15 protein-coding genes, 2 pseudogenes and 1 other annotated feature are annotated in these 17,817 nt (G+C 63.4%); of the genes and pseudogenes, 10 read left to right on the top strand and 7 right to left on the bottom strand.

Translation table 11 applies throughout. The features are described 5' to 3' along the window. Positions 1-2: 2 nt before the first annotated feature. Positions 3-2,309, bottom strand: coding sequence for a hypothetical protein (locus H1Q64_RS14465; RefSeq protein WP_237905894.1), 2,307 nt, complete (start codon positions 2,307-2,309; stop codon positions 3-5). Between the two features lie 384 nt (positions 2,310-2,693). On the opposite strand from H1Q64_RS14465, the gene H1Q64_RS14460 reads away from it, so the two are divergent. Further along, positions 2,694-3,925 (top strand): IS3 family transposase gene (locus H1Q64_RS14460; protein ID WP_237905893.1). Its coding sequence is split into 2 segments (ribosomal slippage): positions 2,694-2,988 and positions 2,988-3,925, totalling 1,233 coding nucleotides; the frame shifts between segments, so codons are not numbered across the junction. Further along, positions 2,978-3,094, top strand: a sequence feature (AL1L pseudoknot). (Overlaps the previous gene by 117 nt.) A gap of 132 nt (positions 3,926-4,057) precedes the next feature. On the opposite strand, the gene H1Q64_RS14455 is transcribed toward H1Q64_RS14460, so the two are convergent. Together H1Q64_RS14455 and H1Q64_RS14450 are read right to left on the bottom strand one after the other, a co-directional pair. Further along, positions 4,058-4,498 (bottom strand): hypothetical protein, encoded by a 441-nt coding sequence (locus tag H1Q64_RS14455; RefSeq protein ID WP_237905892.1) that lies wholly within the window; start codon positions 4,496-4,498, stop codon positions 4,058-4,060. 517 nt (positions 4,499-5,015) lie between these two features. Next, the gene (locus H1Q64_RS14450; protein WP_237905891.1) at positions 5,016-6,032 is read right to left on the bottom strand and encodes an IS110 family transposase; all 1,017 of its coding nucleotides are present in this window, start codon (positions 6,030-6,032) and stop codon (positions 5,016-5,018) included. 377 nt (positions 6,033-6,409) lie between these two features. Here H1Q64_RS14450 and H1Q64_RS14445 point away from each other — a divergent pair, with 377 nt between their 5' ends. From H1Q64_RS14445 to H1Q64_RS14405, 9 genes are all read left to right on the top strand, one after another. Beyond that, on the top strand, positions 6,410-7,339 hold the full coding sequence (locus H1Q64_RS14445) for a hypothetical protein (RefSeq protein ID WP_237905890.1): 930 nt from the start codon (positions 6,410-6,412) through the stop codon (positions 7,337-7,339). Next, positions 7,336-8,463 carry a DGQHR domain-containing protein DpdB gene (gene dbpB, locus H1Q64_RS14440; RefSeq protein ID WP_237905889.1) on the top strand — a complete coding sequence of 376 codons (1,128 nt, stop codon included), beginning with the start codon at positions 7,336-7,338 and terminating at the stop codon, positions 8,461-8,463. Before H1Q64_RS14445 ends, dbpB (H1Q64_RS14440) begins: the two co-directional genes overlap by 4 nt. Next, positions 8,460-9,794, top strand: coding sequence for a tRNA-guanine transglycosylase DpdA (gene dpdA / locus H1Q64_RS14435; RefSeq protein WP_237905888.1), 1,335 nt, complete (start codon positions 8,460-8,462; stop codon positions 9,792-9,794). Before dbpB (H1Q64_RS14440) ends, dpdA begins: the two co-directional genes overlap by 4 nt. Continuing rightward, positions 9,751-10,854 (top strand): DGQHR domain-containing protein DpdB, encoded by a 1,104-nt coding sequence (dbpB, locus tag H1Q64_RS14430; protein ID WP_237905887.1) that lies wholly within the window; start codon positions 9,751-9,753, stop codon positions 10,852-10,854. The genes dpdA and dbpB (H1Q64_RS14430) overlap by 44 nt, the downstream gene beginning before the upstream one ends. Positions 10,855-10,866: 12 nt before the next feature. Next, positions 10,867-11,496 carry a 7-carboxy-7-deazaguanine synthase gene (gene queE / locus H1Q64_RS14425; protein ID WP_237905886.1) on the top strand — a complete coding sequence of 210 codons (630 nt, stop codon included), beginning with the start codon at positions 10,867-10,869 and terminating at the stop codon, positions 11,494-11,496. Beyond that, a complete protein-coding gene (queC, locus tag H1Q64_RS14420; protein ID WP_237905885.1) occupies positions 11,496-12,194 on the top strand; it encodes a 7-cyano-7-deazaguanine synthase QueC in 699 nt (232 codons plus the stop codon). Before queE ends, queC begins: the two co-directional genes overlap by 1 nt. A gap of 22 nt (positions 12,195-12,216) precedes the next feature. Continuing rightward, complete coding sequence (locus tag H1Q64_RS14415; protein WP_237905884.1) at positions 12,217-12,792, top strand: 6-pyruvoyl trahydropterin synthase family protein; 576 nt, start codon at positions 12,217-12,219, stop codon at positions 12,790-12,792. Beyond that, a complete protein-coding gene (locus H1Q64_RS14410) occupies positions 12,786-13,373 on the top strand; it encodes a VUT family protein (protein ID WP_237905883.1) in 588 nt (195 codons plus the stop codon). The genes H1Q64_RS14415 and H1Q64_RS14410 overlap by 7 nt, the downstream gene beginning before the upstream one ends. A 121-nt stretch (positions 13,374-13,494) precedes the next feature. Continuing rightward, positions 13,495-14,607: an IS110 family transposase gene (locus H1Q64_RS14405; protein ID WP_237904663.1), complete on the top strand. Its 1,113-nt coding sequence runs from the start codon at positions 13,495-13,497 to the stop codon at positions 14,605-14,607. A gap of 277 nt (positions 14,608-14,884) precedes the next feature. Here the strand turns inward: H1Q64_RS14405 and H1Q64_RS14400 are convergent. The 4 genes and pseudogenes from H1Q64_RS14400 to H1Q64_RS14385 all read right to left on the bottom strand — a co-directional run. Then, a pseudogene (locus H1Q64_RS14400) lies at positions 14,885-15,277 on the bottom strand (IS5-like element ISAzba7 family transposase); the annotation flags it as partial. 15 nt (positions 15,278-15,292) lie between these two features. Beyond that, positions 15,293-15,526: pseudogene (locus tag H1Q64_RS14395) on the bottom strand (transposase domain-containing protein); the annotation flags it as partial. Positions 15,527-15,551: 25 nt separating this feature from the next. Further along, a complete protein-coding gene (locus tag H1Q64_RS14390) occupies positions 15,552-17,624 on the bottom strand; it encodes a recombinase family protein (protein ID WP_200529444.1) in 2,073 nt (690 codons plus the stop codon). Then, a complete protein-coding gene (locus H1Q64_RS14385) occupies positions 17,611-17,790 on the bottom strand; it encodes a hypothetical protein (protein ID WP_237905882.1) in 180 nt (59 codons plus the stop codon). The genes H1Q64_RS14390 and H1Q64_RS14385 overlap by 14 nt, the downstream gene beginning before the upstream one ends. Positions 17,791-17,817: the final 27 nt, after the last annotated feature.

Below are 17,817 nucleotides of genomic sequence, written 5' to 3'. Positions count from 1 at the left end.
GTCTATCCTTCGTTGAGGCTCTTGATGAATGCCGCGGCGCGCGGGGTGTTGACATCTCGAAAGCAGCGATCGACGTGCCAAGTCGGCCGCTCGCGGGATCGATGCAACATGCGTTGAAAACGTTCGCTTTCGAACGCCTTGCTGGACATGCTAAGCGTGAGAAGTTCGTCCGACCGTCCGGGGTGGCGGGGCTCAATGCTGACGCGACAATCCGACCAAGCCGCTGGTGACAGCCGGATGTCCGGATCATCATCGGTAAGGATCAGATCGAAGTCGCCGGCCTTGAGATCGCTCCCCTGACTTTCCGGCGGCACGGAGACCCGCAAGAAAGCGTTGCTCATCCAACGTCCAGTCCGCTTCGGCGCCCGGACATCAACCAGGCGCAATCTTGCGAGGCAACGACCAGCGTCGCGCCGGCGCGCCGCTGGCTGAGCCAGCGATATCAGCGTCTCAAGCATGCCAGCTCGATTTTCGAGCAGTTCAAGCGCTTGGAGAACGTCAAGATCGCCGGCGTTAAGGGGATCGAAGCTCTTGTGGAATTGGAACGGCTTCTTGTTCAGCAGGAGCACGGGCGGCGTGCCAGCGGCAACCGTCGACTCGTTCTCGGCAAACAGCCAGTCGACCACCGCGCGTGTTGCATCCAGGCGAGCGGCGACATCGCCCTTGATTGCCGCGAGGAGATCGGCGGACGGCGGTTGGTCACTGCGCATCCGCCGGATGACATCGATGGAGAGTAGCGACGAAAACGGGCGTTCAAAGCCTGGTGCGGGTTCATACGCCCGAGCAATTCGACCGCCCATGGCCAATGCAGCGGAGACTTGGCGCAAATCGTAGGAGACTGTTGCGGGCAGGGCGTAGAGTTGCTCAACAACGTTGCGTATGGCGGTTGCCGGCAGATGGTGGGCGCCGCGGAACTCGGGTTCTGGAACAAGTTCCTCAGGAGGAAACAAGCGGACAAGGTCAAGCAATCCGCCCCGAATACGGTCGTCATCCAAGTTGCGAGCAACCGCTTGATGCAGGTTGACCACTTCCGCCGCTTCGTAGAAGAAAATATGGGTCCGCAGACCACCGTCAGAATCCTCCCCCACAGCTTGGTTGTGGCGGTCAATGGCGTTAAGGTCGGCAAGGAGCACGGCAAACACACGGCACAGCGCTTCGGCTTCGGCCTCGCGCGAGTAATCCTGTATGACCTCGATCAACCGGCGCTGCTCGGTTCCGTCGCGAACCAGGGAATAGCCAAGTGCAGCGAGGGTGTTGTCTACGGGGTCATGGTCAACGACGAGGTAAAGTGCCACCTCGACCCGCGGCGGCATCAAAAAGGTGTGTTCCTCGGCCGTGCGCAAAATTCGCTGTTCGAGAAGGGCCCGCGCGCGCTGACGGAACGCGTCGGCACGCCTCTGCAAGGCCCAGCCAACGCCGGTGGCTGTGGTGATCCCCCGAGCTGCGGCTAACTGCTCGACGGTTCGAATGCCAAGGCTCTGGAGCGAGCGCTTGCTTTCGTGCGTCAATCCCGGAACCGCGGAAATGTCGCGGAGTCCCGCGGGCAACTCGGGCGAAATGGCGCGCAGGCAATGCTTCAGGTAATGGCACTGCTCGCACTTGAAGTAAATGTGATAAAACGTGCCGTCGGTCTCAGGCGTTACAACAGACTTGGCGACGTGCGGGAGCACGGACCCGCAAAACTCGTCGACCATCCGCAAGTATGGGGCAAGGGCGAAGGAGTCGGGCTGGAAATCGCTGCCGTGGACCGTTCCATTGTCGGGAACGCGCCAGATCTGGCCCTCGGTGTGAATCGCAGCATCAATAGCCAGCTCTCGAAGCACCGCCTCGAGCATGCGCGCATAGAACGCCACTTGGGTCTTGTGGAATGCGGTGGCCTTACGGGTTGCCTTGATATCAATCACTTGGAAAACCGGCCGTGCCCCACTGCGGTCGACGTGCACAAGGTCGGCGAAGGTCCGCTTCAGGTCGAGCGGCAGGTTGCTGAGAAAGGCCGGCCTGGCTGTTGGCCGAAGGTTTACCTGAGTTGCATATGGCTCAGCGCGCTGGCCCCTCAAAAAAGCAGCCGCGAGTCGCTCGTCGAGCACTTTTTTCCGACCGGGACGCAGAACGCCGTCACGCGCCGCGAGGGCGTTGACGACGCGCTCCTCATACTCGTTGCCAATGAGCGCCCAGCCCGCTTCTTTGATCTCCTCCAGAACGGGCACAGCGGCCCGCTCGTCAGCGGCCATCATTTCGTAGCGGGTTTTTCTCTCGCAACGGTACTGGAACCAAGACTTGATGCTCGACGCGCTCAGACCACCACTCATTCCCGTTCTATGCTCCTGTCACAGCCCCTGCAGTGTGCGAGCAATCGGACTGGTTGCGCAAGGCGCGGATGCACAGGCTCTGGTCGGCTTACCCCGCCGCAACGATCCGCATTGGGGTCAAGGTGGTAGTATCGGCGCTATCGAACGTCCAACGTGTTTGGAAGCGAAACGCCGGTGTCCATCAGCAACCCAATATCGGCAGGTGCCAGATGGAGGGCTTGCTCGCGACGGGATGAGGTCCGGCACTCTCCGGCCAAAACTATGTCCAGTGCACCATCTCCGCGCTGGTCAACGTACGGACATGAGGCGGCCATCCAGGCATGCCGCGCACTGAACCGCACCGGGTTTCCCGGAGGCCCCATCTTCTGAGAGACTGGGGTCATCATGACGAAACAGGCATCACCCAAGTACGCCCCCGAGGTCCGCGAGCGCGCGGTGCGGATGGTCTTCGAGCACGCGGGGGATCATGCCTCGCAGTGGGCGGCGATCAGCTCGATCGCGGCGAAGATCGGCTGCACTCCGGAGACGCTGCGTGGCTGGGTCCGGCGGGCCGAGCGTGACCAGGGCAAGCGGCCGGGGCCGACGACGGGCGAGCAGGAGCGGATCAAGGCGCTGGAACGCGAGGTCCGGGAACTGCGCCAGGCAAACGAGATCCTGCGCAAGGCGTCGGCCTATTTCGCCCAGGCGGAGCTCGACCGCCCGTTTCGGAAATGATCGCCTTCATCGACGCGCATCGCGCCGTCCACGGGGTCGAGCCGATCTGCAAGGTGCTGCCGATCGCCCCGTCCACCTATCACGCCCACGCCGCCCGGCGGGCCGATCCGGTCAAGGCGCCGGCCCGCTCGCGCAGCGACGCGGAGCTGAGTTTGGCTATCCGGCGGGTCTGGGATGAAAACTTTCAGGTCTATGGGGTACGGAAAGTCTGGCGGCAGTTGCGGCGGGAGGGGCTCGATGTGGCGCGCTGCACGGTGGCCCGGTTGATGCGGTCCATGGGCCTGAAGGGCGCGACACGCGGCAAGGCGGTGCGCACCACGATCAGCGACCGAGCCGCGCCCTGTCCGCTCGACCGGGTGAACCGCCAGTTCCAGGCGCCCCGCCCGAATGCCTTGTGGGTGGCCGATTTCACGTACGTGGCCACATGGCAGGGCTTCGTCTATGTGGCCTTCGTCATCGACACCTTTGCCCGCCGGATCGTGGGCTGGCGGGTGTCCCGCACCGCCCACGCCGGCTTCGTCCTGGACGCCTTGGAGCAGGCGCTCCACGACCGCCGTCCAGCCAAGGGCGGCGGCCTCATCCACCACTCCGACCGCGGGTCGCAATACCTTGCCATTCGCTACACCGAGCGCCTCACCGAAGCTGGGGTCGAACCCTCCGTGGGCAGCGTCGGCGATTCGTACGACAACGCCTTGGCCGAGACGATCAACGGTCTCTACAAGACCGAGGTGATCCGGCGCCGCGGGCCATGGCGCACCCTGGAGGCCGTCGAGTTCGCCACATTGGAGTGGGTCGACTGGTTCAACCACCGACGCCTGCTCGAGCCCATCGGCAACATTCCTCCCGCCGAGGCCGAAGCGCGCTACTATGCTCAAACCGAGGACCTCGCCATGGCGGCGTGACTCAAACCAAATGGCCTCCAACAAACCCGGCGCGGTTCACACCTCCAATACGCTGCTTTTTTTGGACACACCGTAGTGGCGTGCTCAACGCACATCACAAGCGTGGTGGCTGGGGAACGAGCCAAACGGTGGTCAGGATTTCTCTGCGTTGCGTAATTGGGCGCAACTGACGGCGTAGGCAATTTCATCGAGAACCTGCTCGGAGAACTCTGGCCCCAACACCGCGACGCGGTCACAAGAAGCAATGCGTTCCTTGGTCTCGAACTTCGTGCGCTGCGAGGTTTCCACAAAATGCCGAAGCCCATGCCCGAGTTCGAACAACTCGTCCCTCTCCCACTTCGCCGTGTTAAGCAGATGGGCATAAAGTTCGCGGTACACCGACGCTAAATAACCGGCTGCCTCTTCGAGCGAGGACCAATAGACCTCCCCCAAGAGGTCGCGGCATTCGCCACACGCTGGTATGGCAATCGATAAGTCAGAGAGCGTGCCATCGCGTGCCGCGCCAGGAATGTAGGAGTACGGGACCGCAATGTTGTCGGCCGTTTTGTCTTGGCAGAATGAGCAGCAATCCACGAATTACCCCCATTTTGCGGGCAAACCGATCGGTGGTCTTCGATGATAAATGCAGCGAAGCGCACGTGGCGCTCTTCCGCAAGAGATCTGAAAAGCTAAGCTATTCGGGCACGCGGTCTCTACGCAAGGGCGGATCGCATGTCGCAGGGGAACGCCTATGCCCGGCGTCGCTCACCACCCTCTGAGGTGATGTGGTGGACGGCCCTTTTCCCGAATGCCGGTGAAAAGCGTTGGACGTCGAAGACACCATGTGTGGACGGCCCTCTCGGCGCAAGAGGAGAATTCGTGTTGACGGTTGGTCGGGTGCATCCATGTGTCCGGCCTGTCGTCGCGACCTCTGGTCGCTGGCCTTGATGAAGTCCTCGGATCAACGCCCAAATCACCTCAGCGCGCTCCTGGGCGCTTGGTCCCCGTGGGTTTGGTCGATCCCCGGTCTGACCGGTTCGTCATCATGTCTCACCACCCTTACGCCATCCGTCTCGGCAGGGCCCTGGTCCGCTGCCGAGCCGAACCTCGACTATGCGGCGGTGGGTGCCGCGCAGGTCCCGCCGCGCGTCAGCACCGCCCAAGCAATGCGCGCGGTCTTGTTGGCCAGAGCGACGGCGGCGAGCTTGGCGGGCTTGCGCTCCAGCAGCTTCGCCGCCCAGCATCGCGCCGCGTTGTCCTGGCGCGCCAGCCGTATGACCGCCGTGGCGCCCACGACCAGCAGGCGACGAATGTAGCCGTCCCCTTGCTTGCTAATCCCCGTCTGCCGATCCTTCCCGCCGCTGCTGTGGGCTTTCGGCGTCAGGCCGAGCCATGCGGCGAACTGCCGGCCGGATCGGAACAGCGTCCCATCCGGCACCGCCGCGGCGATCGCACTGGCGGTGATCGGCCCGATCCCGGGAATCGTCGCCAAACGGCGGCTCACGTCGCTGGCGCGGTGCCACTCCAGAATGCGCGCCTCCAACCGGTCGATCTCTGCGCCAAGCAGGCGGAGCTGATCGACAAGACCGTGCAGCGCCCGTCGAGCCAGCTCCGGCAGACGATCCTGCGCCTCGTGCAGCGCCTCGATGGCGGCTTTCGTCCCGCTTGGGCCTCTGGCTGCGATGATGCCGAATTCCGCGAGGTGACCGCGCAAGGCGTTGATCAGCATCGTCCGCTGCCGAACCAGCAGGTCACGGGTCTTGTGCAGCATCAAGGCGGCCTGCTGATCGACGGTCTTGACGGCCACGAAGCGCATCGTCGGTCGGGTCACCGCCTCGCAGATCGCCTCGGCATCGGCGGCGTCGGTTTTCCCCCGCTTCACATAGGGTTTGACGTAGGCAGGCGGCATCAGCTTCACCGTATGGCCCAGCGCCGCGATTTCCCGCGCCCAGTGGTGCGCCGTTCCGCACGCTTCCATCCCCACCAGGCACGCCGGCAGGCCTTGGAAGAACTTCAGCACTTCGCCCCGTCGTAACTGCCGACGGACCAGAACCTTCCCGTCTCCGTCGATGCCATGAACCTGGAAAACATTCTTCGCCAGATCCAGACCGATCGTCGTCACGCCCATCGCTGGCTCCCATGAGGTGGTGTCTTCGACGTCCAACGCTTTTCACCGGCATTCGGGAAAAGGGCCGTCCACCACATCACCTCACTCCTCTAAGCCGCACGGTGTGAACACAAACCGTTCAACTCTCCAGCCATTGCGCCGCTCCGAGTCGGCGTATGGCTTTCAGCCCCCCGTCTCTAAGCTGTTCTCCCGACGGCCATTCCCTGGTATCTGTGGAGGGGCATCCCACCTCACCCGAGCAGAATCTGTCGCGCCCACGCCACAGTAGGAGGCGCAGTTAATTGCGAGTTGGATTTTCAACGGCTCGCAGTTATGTTGCTTTCATGTATGCGCGCAGGCGGATAACCATCGAGCGCCGCAACGGATATGTGAAGAACATGCGCACGCTGGTCGTTACGAACTGCACCAATCGGAAGCGGCTTGATCCGTCTGCTCACGCCCGCGCGCGTGACCTTACGGACGGCACACCAACAGAGGTGGCCGCGGCCTGGATGGCGCGCGTCTCCCAGGATGGTTGCCGGATTCCGGCTGACCGCTTGTATTGTGGCCGCGCTTTCTCAGAAGCGATCGCGGCAACCAAAATGCTCGACGCCCGCCTCTACATCGCGTCCGCCGGCCTCGGACTGGTCGCGGCGCAGACCCTCGTCCCGAGCTATGGGGCGACGGTCGCGCCCGGCACGGAAGACAGCCTCCTCCCGAAGTTGTTCGGCGCGTCGTCACGGGACTGGTGGTGCGCGGTGAACACCATAAGCCCATTCGTCACAACGCTGCCCCTCCAGGAGGCGGGCTTGTTGTTGGTCGCGCTCTCCCGGCCCTACCTACAGATGATGCTTCACGATTTGCTGGCTTGGGTCGAACGTGCTCCAGGGTGCCTCCGCCTGTTTGCCTCGGCGGGGAGCGACGAACTCCCCCTTTCCCTTCGCCGAGCGCTGATGCCCTATGACGCACGGCTGGATGATCCCCGAGGACCACTTCCCGGAACCAAGGGCGATTTTGCACAGCGGGCACTGCGCCATTTCGTCGAGCGCGTTCTGCCCACCAGTTCGGATGCTCCGGCCACAGTGCATGCCGAACGGGTCACAGAATCGCTCGCTGGGTTGAGCGCTCCCGACCTTCAGGAACGAGCGAAGCGGTCCGATGCGGAGATCCGCGCCCTGATCGAACACCACTGGCACGAGGTCGGGGGCGCGTCGTCCCGTATGCTCCGTAAGTTGCGCGACGGCTTGGGCGTGGCATGCGAACAGGGCCGCTTCAAGGACCTTTTTCATCAGGTTGCGCAGGCTCGGGAGGGCCGCTTGCTGCCATGACCCTCGATCTCCTCGACGAAACGATCCTCGTCCGTGCTCTGCGGACGCAACAAGGGCATGGGGTCGACGTCTACGCCTTTTTCCTGAATGGCTCCGACATCACCCGGATCGCAGACATTTCGCGCATTCAGCGCGATGACGAGGGACTGCGGGGCTTTCAACGCAAAGAGATCCGCAGCCATGTGAACGCCATTGTGGAGTTCTTGAACAGCGGCCCCGTTCTGTTTCCCAACGCCATTATCCTCGCCCTATCGCCCGAAGTGACGTTTCGGCAATCGCGAGGCCCGGTGCCGGCTGGACTGGTGGACATCGCCCAGAGTGGCACCCTCAGCATTCCCGTGCGCGCAGAAGGTCGGCGCGTGGCCTGGATTGTGGACGGCCAGCAGCGCTCACTCGCGCTGTCCCGCGCCGCAAACAACGAAATTCCCGTTCCGGTCGTGGGGTTCATCTCCGCCGAACTCGAAACGCAACGGGAGCAATTCATCTTGGTCAACAAGGCCAAGCCGTTGCCAACCCGCTTGATCAACGAGCTGCTGCCGGAAGTCAGTGCACTGCTTCCGCGCGATCTTGCCGCACGCAAACTGCCTAGCGAACTGTGCAATTTGCTCAATCGCGATCCCAAGTCCCCGTTTCATGGGTTGATCCGACGCGAGTCCGACCCTCATGAGGGGGGAGCGGTTGTAACGGATACAGCGCTGATCGAAGCGATCCGTGGGAGCCTCAGGCCGCCGCATGGGGCGTTGAGTTTCTTCAAGGGCACCCACGACTCCGACCCAGACGCCATGTACCGGACGCTCGTGCTGTATTGGTCGACCGTGCGCGACACGTTTCCCGAGGCCTGGGGACGGCCGCCAACCGAGAGCCGTCTGATGCATTCGGCCGGCATCCGAGCGATGGGCGCCCTGATGGATCAGATCATGGCGCGCGCAGACAGCGCGCCCGACCCCGTTGCGGAAATCCGAACCTCCTTGTCGCGCTTGGCGCCCCACTGTTGCTGGACCGAGGGAACGTGGGAGCATCTCGGTTGGCGCTGGAATGAGGTCCAGAGCACCACACCGCATATCTCCCGTCTTACCGAACACCTGGTCCGTCTGGACCGCGATCTGTCGAGGCCGCAGCGATGAAGTTTATCTTTGCCGACAGCCTCGATGTTGTCGATCCGAACTACGATTTTATCGCCGACCGGAACGGACCCGGACGGAAGGTTCACTGGGACGACGTCTACCCGCACGAAATCCTCGGCTACGCGCCGTACGATGGCATCCTCGTATCGCGTGCCACCGTCGGCGATCGCGGCATCAAAGGCAAATACACCGACGCTCAAGCCATGCGCTTCCAGCGTTTGGGCGCTCGCGTGTTCTTGCGACTGGACCGACCGGGCCTGGATCACTTAGCCATTTTCGGAGATTGCGGGGCATTCAGCTACGCCAACGAAGAAAAGCCTCCCTTCACACCCGAAGATACGATCGAGTTCTATGGTCACGCCGGCTTTACCCACGGCTGCTCCGTTGACCACATTATCTTCGACCACGATCCGACCGTCCGTGGCATGGACGGTGGCTCGGATGAGGCGCGACGACGGTTTGACCTAACCCTCGAGAACGCCGATGCGTTCCTTCGGGCAAGCCGCACATTGTCTGGCCGTTTTACGCCGATGGGTGTCATTCAAGGCTGGTCTCCGGGCAGCATGGCGGAGGCGGCACGGCGCTTGGTTGCCATGGGTTACGATTACTTGGCGGTTGGCGGGATGGTGCCTCTTCAGGCGGAGCAGATCCGACACTGTCTGCAAGAGATTCGCGCTGCCATCCCCACAAACGTTCGCCTGCATGTGCTTGGCTTCGCAAAGGCTAACGACATTTCCTCGTTCGTTCCCTACGACATCACCAGCTTCGACACCAGTTCACCGCTGATTCGGGCCTTTAAGGACAAGAAGCAAAACTATTACCTGCCCGACGGACCGGGCAAGTTACGCTACTACACAGCGGTTCGTGTGCCACAGTCACTTGAGAATCTGCAACTCCAGCGACTGGTGAAAAAAGGTGTGTTTCGCGCCGAGGATCTGACCCGCTTGGAGCGGAACGCTCTCGCGTTGCTTCGGGCGTACGACCGCCATGAGGCGGATCTCGGCGACACCTTGGCGGCCGTCCTCGCCTACAACGCACCATTGGCAGTCGGCAGGCCGTACGAAGACTGCCGATCTGACAAGGCAATGCAAGTTCTGTCTCAGCAATATTCAGAGACTCTTTCAGACCGTCCTTGGAAACGGTGTAACTGTGCGATCTGCAAGGATGTGTCAATCGAAGTCATCATCTTCCGCGCCAGCAACCGAAACAAGCGCCGCGGCATTCACAATCTGAGCGTTTACAAGGCGCTCATCGACCAGCTTGACTCTTTTCCTGCGGACCTCCGGAATGACTCACCTGACCTATTTGGCCGTCAGTGCGCGGCAGAGTGAAACGCACAAGGTTCTGTGCTTCGCCGCGACGGCGGAGGATGTGCTGCGCTTCTCCAGCATCGACCGGATCGGTCGCGATGATGAAGGACGGCTGAGCGGATTTCAGCGTCCACAGATCGCGTCGCACATCCGCGAGATTAAGGATTACCTGGAAAAGCCGGACGCGGTGTTGCCGAATCCGATTGTCGTCGCGTTCACCCGAGGCGTCGCGATCACGCCGACCGAAGGCGGTTTGTGCCGTGTCAGCATTGACATCAGCGACGGCCCTCCTGGCCTCGTCGTCGATGGTCAGCAGCGTCTCACAGCCCTCGGCCAGGCCGAAGCTCGTGACTTCCAGGTGTTCGTGTCCGTTCTGGTGTGCCAGAGCGAGGCGGAACTGCGCCGCCAATTCGTCCTCATCAACAATACGCGGCCCTTGCCGAAGTCGCTGATCTATGAACTGCTGCCGACGGTCGATGGATTGCCCCACCGTTTCGAGGGACGATCGTTTGCCGCCGACCTCACCGCCCGTCTCAACCACGACAAGAACTCGTCGCTCAAGGGGCAGATCAACCAGCACACCAACCCAGAGGGCAAGATCAGCGACGCTGCGATCCAGCGGGTGATCTTGGCATCGCTCAGCGATGGGATTATGCGGGACCTTGTCCGCAAGCCCAACGGTGAGCGCGAATGTTTCGAGTTGATCAGCGAGTTTTACGAGGCCGTTCAAAAAACCTTCCCGTCGGAATGGTGGGGCCATACGGCCCGATCCTCTCGCCTGATTCACGGTGCGGGGATTTCCGCCCTCGGCTATGTCATGGAGGAGTTGGCTCTCTATGAAGGCGCCAAATCCTGGAGCCAGTTTGCCAAAGGCTTAGGCTGCCTGCGGGACCGCACCGCGTGGACGGGCGGCGAATGGAATTTCGGCGGGGGGGATGTGCGGCACTGGAAGGCGCTTCAGAACGTCAACCGGGACATCGTCACCCTCGCCCAGTACCTGATTTCCATCGTCCGTGCAGACATTCGAGCCCGACGCTCTGCAGCGGCCGAAACGCCACTGCTCGACGCCTTGTCCGACTGATGGGAATCGGCCATGTACACCGTCAAGGAACTGTTCCGTACATTGCAGGGCGAAGGCGCACGCGCCGGTCGCACCGCCGTGTTCTGCCGCTTTTCCGGATGCAATCTGTGGTCCGGTCGTGAGGAGGACCGCGCCAGGGCCACCTGTTCGTTCTGCGATACAGACTTTGTCGGGACTGACGGTCCGGGCGGCGGGCGGTTCACCTCAGCGCAAGCCCTTACGGACGCGATTGCCCAAGCCTGGGGGCCCCGGCGCGAGCACCGGTACGTGGTGTTCACCGGTGGAGAGCCGCTGTTGCAGCTGGACGCTGACCTCATTGACGCCGTTCATGCTGTGGGGTTCGAGATTGCCATTGAAACGAATGGCTCACTCCAGCCCCCGCCAGGAATCGATTGGGTTTGCGTAAGCCCGAAATCGGGCGCGGCATGGCAACTCCGAGAAGGGCACGAACTCAAGCTTGTCTATCCACAGGAGGGGCTCGGGCCCGAAGGGCTGGAGGCTCTTGACTTTCAACATTTGTGGCTTCAGCCCATGGACGGGCCGGATCGCGCCGCTCACACGAAGCGGGCCGTCGAGTATTGCTTGGAACATCCTGTTTGGCGTCTCAGTCTACAAACCCACAAACTGATCGGAATTCCGTAATGGTCGAGAAAGCACTGGTGCTCTTTTCCGGAGGGCAAGACTCGACGGTGTGCTTGGCCTGGGCGTTGACGCGCTTCGACGAGGTCGAAACGGTGGGCTTCGACTATGGGCAACGGCATCGGGTTGAACTCGATTGCCGGACAACGGTGCGGGCGCGGCTGCGCGACAGCTTTCCCAATTGGGGCGAAAAGCTTGGCGAGGACCATGTCCTTGATCTTAGCGTCTTGAGCGGTGTCAGCGAAACCGCACTGACGAGCGAGAGTGAGATCCGCCTGCAAGAGGATGGGCTGCCAAACACCTTTGTCCCCGGCCGGAATCTTCTCTTTTTTACACTTGCCGCCGCACTGGCCTACCGGCGAAACGCACGGCATCTCGTTGGCGGTATGTGCGAGACCGACTACTCGGGCTACCCGGATTGCCGAGACGACACGCTGAAGGCACTTCAGGTCACGCTCAATCTCGGGATGGATCGGCGGTTCGTGGTTCATACACCGCTCATGTGGATCGACAAAGCCGCAACGTGGCACCTGACGGAGGAGCTCGGTGGTCAGCCCTTGGTCGAGTTGGTCCGACTGGAGACTCACACCTGCTATGTCGGTGACCGCTCCTCCCACCATGACTGGGGCTACGGGTGCGGCCATTGCCCGGCGTGCGAGTTGCGGGCCACGGGCTGGGCCCGCTTCCGCGATAATCGTTGACCGCTCCTGGAAAGATTTCTCAATGAGCTTCACGATCACGCGGCAGATTGGCATCGATGCGGGCCACCGGATCGCCAGCCACGCTTCCAAATGTTGCCATTTGCATGGGCACCGGTATGTCGTCGAGGCCAGTTGCCGCTCCGTCGATGGCCGTCTTCACGACCAAGGGGAGCAATCCGGCATGGTGCTGGACTTCGGCTTCCTCAAAGAAGAGATGATGGACCACATCGACACACCCTGCGACCACGGACTGATTGTCGAGCTTGGCGACGCAGATCTCCTCAATCTGTTTGTCCCGCCGGGCAGCGACGTGTGGATGTGGCGGGAGGCGCTGTCCGCCGAGATACAGACCAATGGCTATGTAGCAACGTCTGAAACACGGCTAAACCAAAAACTGTATGTGGTTCCCTTTCCTCCAACGGCCGAATGCCTTGCGCGCCACTGGTTCGAACGGTTGGGGCCGGCCGTGCAGAGGCGTAGCAACGGCTTGGCGGAACTTGATTGTGTCACGGTGTGGGAAACGCCTAATTGCCGCGCTGACTACCGAGCGCGTTCTCATCCAGGAGCCGGAAGCGGATCGGGAGGTGATCGATGCTGAGCAAATCTCGCGCTGAAGCACCTGGACGGCTTTCTGCGCGGGCTGAGGGCTTTGTCTATTTGGCTGCCTTTACGGCATGCGTTCCGTTGGCAAACTGGATGGTCGGGCATGTCGGCACGACCTGCATTCCGGACGGTCCGTGCGTACTGCCGGTGGCGCCTGGGATTGCCGCACCGTCTGGCGTCTTGATTGTTGGGCTTGCTCTGGTGCTTCGTGATCTCGTTCAACGGCGCCTTGGCGCGGCTTGGTCAATTGCAGCCATAGTGATTGGAACACTGCTTTCGGCCTTGTTGGCACCCCAGAACCTTATCGTGGCGTCCGCGGTCGCATTTTTGTTGTCAGAACTTACGGACTTCGCCGTGTACACGCCGTTGCTGCGGCGGGGGTTAGTACTTGCTGTCGCCATAAGCGGTTTAGCCGGACTGCTTGTGGACAGCGTCGTGTTTCTACAATTGGCATTCGGATCCTTGGAGTACCTGCCTGGGCAGGCGATCGGAAAAGCATGGATGATTGCGCTGGCACTTCCCATGGTGGCTTGGCTGAGACGCCGAGATAAGCAACTGGGCTTTAAGGTGGCGTAAAAGCGCCTAGACCATATGTTTGCCGGCCGAAAGGCGAGTAGCGGCCCGTCCCACGGCATGTCCCCATCGAGGATTGCGCCGGGCGGTCCGGCGCCGAGCCTCAGACATGGGGGACGGGCCGATGAACTCTACCATTTTCGTGGGTCTGGATGTGCATAAGGCGACGGTGTCCGTGGCCGTGGCCGAAGGAACACGCGGCGGCGAGGTCCGCTTGTTCGGCACGGTGGCGAACCGGGCCGAGGTGATCGAAAAGCTGGTCGGGCGGCTCGCCCGGGACGGGTATCGCCTGAGCTTCTGCTATGAGGCGGGCCCGTGCGGGTACGGCCTGTATCGTCAGCTTACCGCGCTTGGGCATGAGTGCGTGGTCGTGGCTCCGTCGCTGATCCCGGTCCGGGCGGGCGACCGGGTGAAGACGGATCGGCGCGATGCTGTCATGCTCGCCAAGCTGCACCGGGCCGGCGAGCTGACGGCCGTGTGGGTGCCCGACGGAGCCCACGAGGCGATGCGCGACTTGATCCGGGCTCGGGCGACAGCGGTGCAGGTGCTGGGCAAGGCCCGCCAGCACCTGCAAGGCTTTCTCCTGCGGCACGGCCGCGTCTATCCTGGCAAGCGGGGCTGGACTCAGGCCTACCGACGCTGGCTGACGACGGTGCGCTTCGAGCACCCGGCTCAGCAGGCGGTGCTGCAGGACTACATCCACGCCGTAACGGACGCTGAGGCCCGCGTGGCACGTCTGACCAGGCAAATCGAGGGGCTGGTCGCGGAGTGGTCGATGGCACCGGTCGTGGCGGCCCTGCAGGCCATGCGCGGCGTTGCTTTCCTCGTGGCGGTCACCGTGGTCGCCGAGGTGGGCGACTTCTCGCGCTTTGCCAACCCCCGCCAGTTGATGGCCTATCTCGGCCTGGTGCCCTCGGAGCATTCCAGTGGCGCCAGCGTGCGCCGTGGTGGCATCACCAAGGCCGGCAGCGGTTTGGCACGGCGGATCCTGATCGAAGGAGCTTGGAGCTACCGGATGCCGGCCCGCGTCAGCCGCAAGCTGTACGATCGCATCGAAGCCCTGCCGCAGTCTGTCCGCGACATCGCCTGGAAGGCGCAGGCCCGGCTGTGTGCGCGTTATCGCCGCCTGACGGCCGCGGGAAAGGCCAAGGTGGTGGTCACCACGGCCATTGCGCGCGAGATGGTCGGCTTCCTGTGGGCGATCGCCCGTGAGGTCCAGCCGCGTCCGGCTTCCTGACGGCATCGGACGTCGCAGCCGGTGCCCACGGCTGGAGGCGGGGCGCGGTAGGGGAACCCTCGTGTTCTGTTATGAGCCGGCCTGACCGACGCTCGCTCCTAGACCGAGGCAGCCCCAGGACGAAACCACGGTCATGCGGTAGCCAACCCGCGCATGAGAGCTTGCTCAACCGTCGTCTTCGGCCCTGCCTCCTGCCGTGGGCATCCACTGAGCTTCAGCGCCTGGGCGTAGCCAGGACGGGCACGCGTGGCCAAATCCCTTGACGGCAAACATGAGAACAGAACCATCTTTGGACGAAGCGCCAGCAGATGAGGCTGGCGGCGATGTGGTGAAAGGCGGTGAAGATGTCGGCGCGCCGTTCGTAGCGGACGGCGATGCGGCGGAAGCGGGCGAACCAGGCGAGCGTCCGCTCGACCACCCATCGGTGTCGGCCAAGACGCTCGCTGCTCTCGACGCCACGCCGGGCGATCCGCGGAATGATCGCTCGTTGGCGCAGCGCCCGCCGGCAGTGTGCAAAGTCGTAGCCCTTGTCGGCGTGCAGCTTGGCCGGGCGGCGCCGTGGCCGGCCCGCACACTGGCGGATCGCCGGCACGGCATCGACCAGCGTCTCCAGCAGCTTGCTGTCGTGCCGGTTGGCCGGCGAGATCTTCAGGGCGAGTGGGATGCCATGTAAGCGTCCGCCGAGCTACGCGGCGTCGGCGTTTCCGGTGACGCCGTCGGCCTTGGTCCAGTTCCAGGGCAGCAGCTCGTCGATGCGGCTGATCTTGTGATCGGCGATGCGGGCGATCACATCGCGCAGGTACGCCTCGGGGTCGAGCCCGTTGAGCTTGGCCGTTTCGATGAGCGTGTACATCGCCGCGGCCCGTTCGCCCCCGACGTCGGCTCCGGCGAACAGCCAGTTCTTCCGCCCCAGCGCGATGGTGTGTTCATTGTGCCCCTCTTCTTCAAGTGTCTGGAAACATTGAAAGTTGATCCTCGGAAGCGAGGCGGCACGGTTCTCCCTTCCGCCCGATGGTGGCAAGAACCCGTTGCTCCCGAAGGTCGGAGGCGCGGATCTGGTAGGGAGCGCCGGGCACCACCTGCTCGGCGACGATCAGCCCGGCATCCATAAGGCGCCGAAGTCGGTGGCGCGAGATGCCGAGCGCCGCGGCGGCCTCGTACTGGGTCAGCCATTCGCCATCCTTCTCGGCCGACCGGTAGGCGCGGATGCCATGGACCCGGCGCAACGAGCTGACACGGTGCCCGGTCCAGGATTTCCCCTGCCCGGTGCGCATGCCCATCCGGTTCAGCTGCGCAGCGATGTCCGCATCCGACCAGCGCGTCGCCATGCTGCGGATCACCGCCATCGCTTCCTCCGGCGTCCGGCAACCGTGCTCCCCGGTTTGCGGCTTGGTGAGACGCAGCTGCGAGTGCTGGCCCCCGCGCCAATGGATGGTGAGGATGACCTCGCGCGCCGCCTCGTCGACGTCGGCGATGATGTTGACGATCAATGTCCGCAGCAGCCGTTGACGCGCCCTGGTGGTCACCCCCGGCGCGTTCCAGGCGGCCTGCAGGTCGTCCGCCAGCCCGGCGAAGTCCGGCGCCGCGGGAGCCGGAACGGGAGCCGACACGGACGCGACCCGCGCTTCGCACGCCTCGACACGCTGAAGCGCCGCCTCCCAGTTCTTTTCCAACTGCGCGGCGATCAGCCGATTGTCGGGATCGCAGGCGACATAGCGCCGTTCCGCCAGCGTCGCCTCGTAGCGCGCCTTCTGAAGATCCAGCTCCGCCATCCGCCGTCGTTCGGTCTGGTGCTCCATATGCCTCCGCTCAGCTTCCAGCGCGGCCTCGATCGCCATCGGCTCGACGGCTCGCAGAAGTTCGCCGGCGACCGCCTCGTCCACCCGGGAACTTCCGAACCCAAGGCATCGTGGCAGCCCGAGCATCTGGTTCGGGCGGTCGCAGCGATAGCCGGCTTGGCTCGGGCTGCGGCCACGGTAGGACACCGCCAGCCGTCGCCCGCACCGCGCACAGCTCAGGACGCCGACCAGCAAGGCGCGCCCGCCGCGCCCCGACTTCGCGCCGCCGACCCGGCCGTAGGCGTTGGCGGCGAGCAGCGTCTGGTTGCGCTCGAACTCGTCCCAGTCCACGTAAGCCTCGTGGTGATCCTTCAGCAGAACCTCCCACTCTTCAAGCGGCTTGCCGTGGCCATAGCTCTTCCGCGCCCGCCCTCCGACGATTTCGGTGCGCTTCTCGCTCTTCCCGTAGACGTAGGCGCCGGCATAGAAGGGGTTCTTGAGCACACTGATGACATTGCGGTAGCGGATCGGCGTCCAGTCGAAGCTGATCAGTCTCTTGCCGTCAGACGGCCGCGGGAAGCAGACTCCTTCTGCTGCCAGCGACAGCAGGACCTGGCGCGCGCTGCCCAGCTCCCGGAAGCGGGTGAAGACGAGGCGGATCACCTCCTGAACCCGCAGGTCCGGATCGAATCCCAGACCGACCTCTCGGTGCCAGATGTAGCCGATCGGCACGCTGATGCGCAGTTCGCCTCGCCGCGCCTTGCTGCGGGCGGCATCGAGCATCCGGGTCCGCAGCACTCCCAACTCGAACTCGCTCATGCTACCCTTCATGCCCAGCAGCAGCCGATCGTTCGGCCGCCCCGGATCGTAGATGCCGTCGAGGTCGATGACCCTGGCCTCGACGAGCCCGCAGAGTTCGAGCAGGTGGTGCCAGTCCCGGCCGTTGCGGGCGAGCCGGGAGGCGTCGAGGCACAGCACGGCGCCGATCTCGCCTGCACAGAGCGACGCCACCAGCCGCTCGAACCCGGGCCGCGCCATGGTGCCGCTGGCGGAGCGCCCGAGATCGTCGTCGATCACCTCGACCCGGCGGAAGCCTCGGCGCTTGGCCGCATCAACGAGTTCGTACTGCCGGCGTTTGCTCTCCAGGTTGGTCTGGACCTGCGCCGGGGAGGACTGGCGGACGTAGACCACGGCCTTGCGCTTGAGCACCGACGGCGGCAGGAGATCAGTGTTCGCCATCGTCACGCTCCCCGGTTCCGGCACCTGCGGCTTCCATCAGGAGAAGGGCCAGTTGCACCACCGCCGCGGCGCGGTCGGCCGGGCTGATCGTCCGCAGCCTTGCGGTGTCGAAGGCCATGCTGAACTGACGCCGGGTCTTGGCCCGTCGTGTTGATGCTGACGGCATTTTCATGTCGCTCCTCCGGGACGATGA

The organism is Azospirillum brasilense (genome assembly GCF_022023855.1).
GTDB classification, from domain to species: domain Bacteria; phylum Pseudomonadota; class Alphaproteobacteria; order Azospirillales; family Azospirillaceae; genus Azospirillum; species Azospirillum brasilense_F.
Note: the sequence above shows the minus strand (reverse complement) of the source record. Positions and strands in the feature narration are given on the sequence as shown.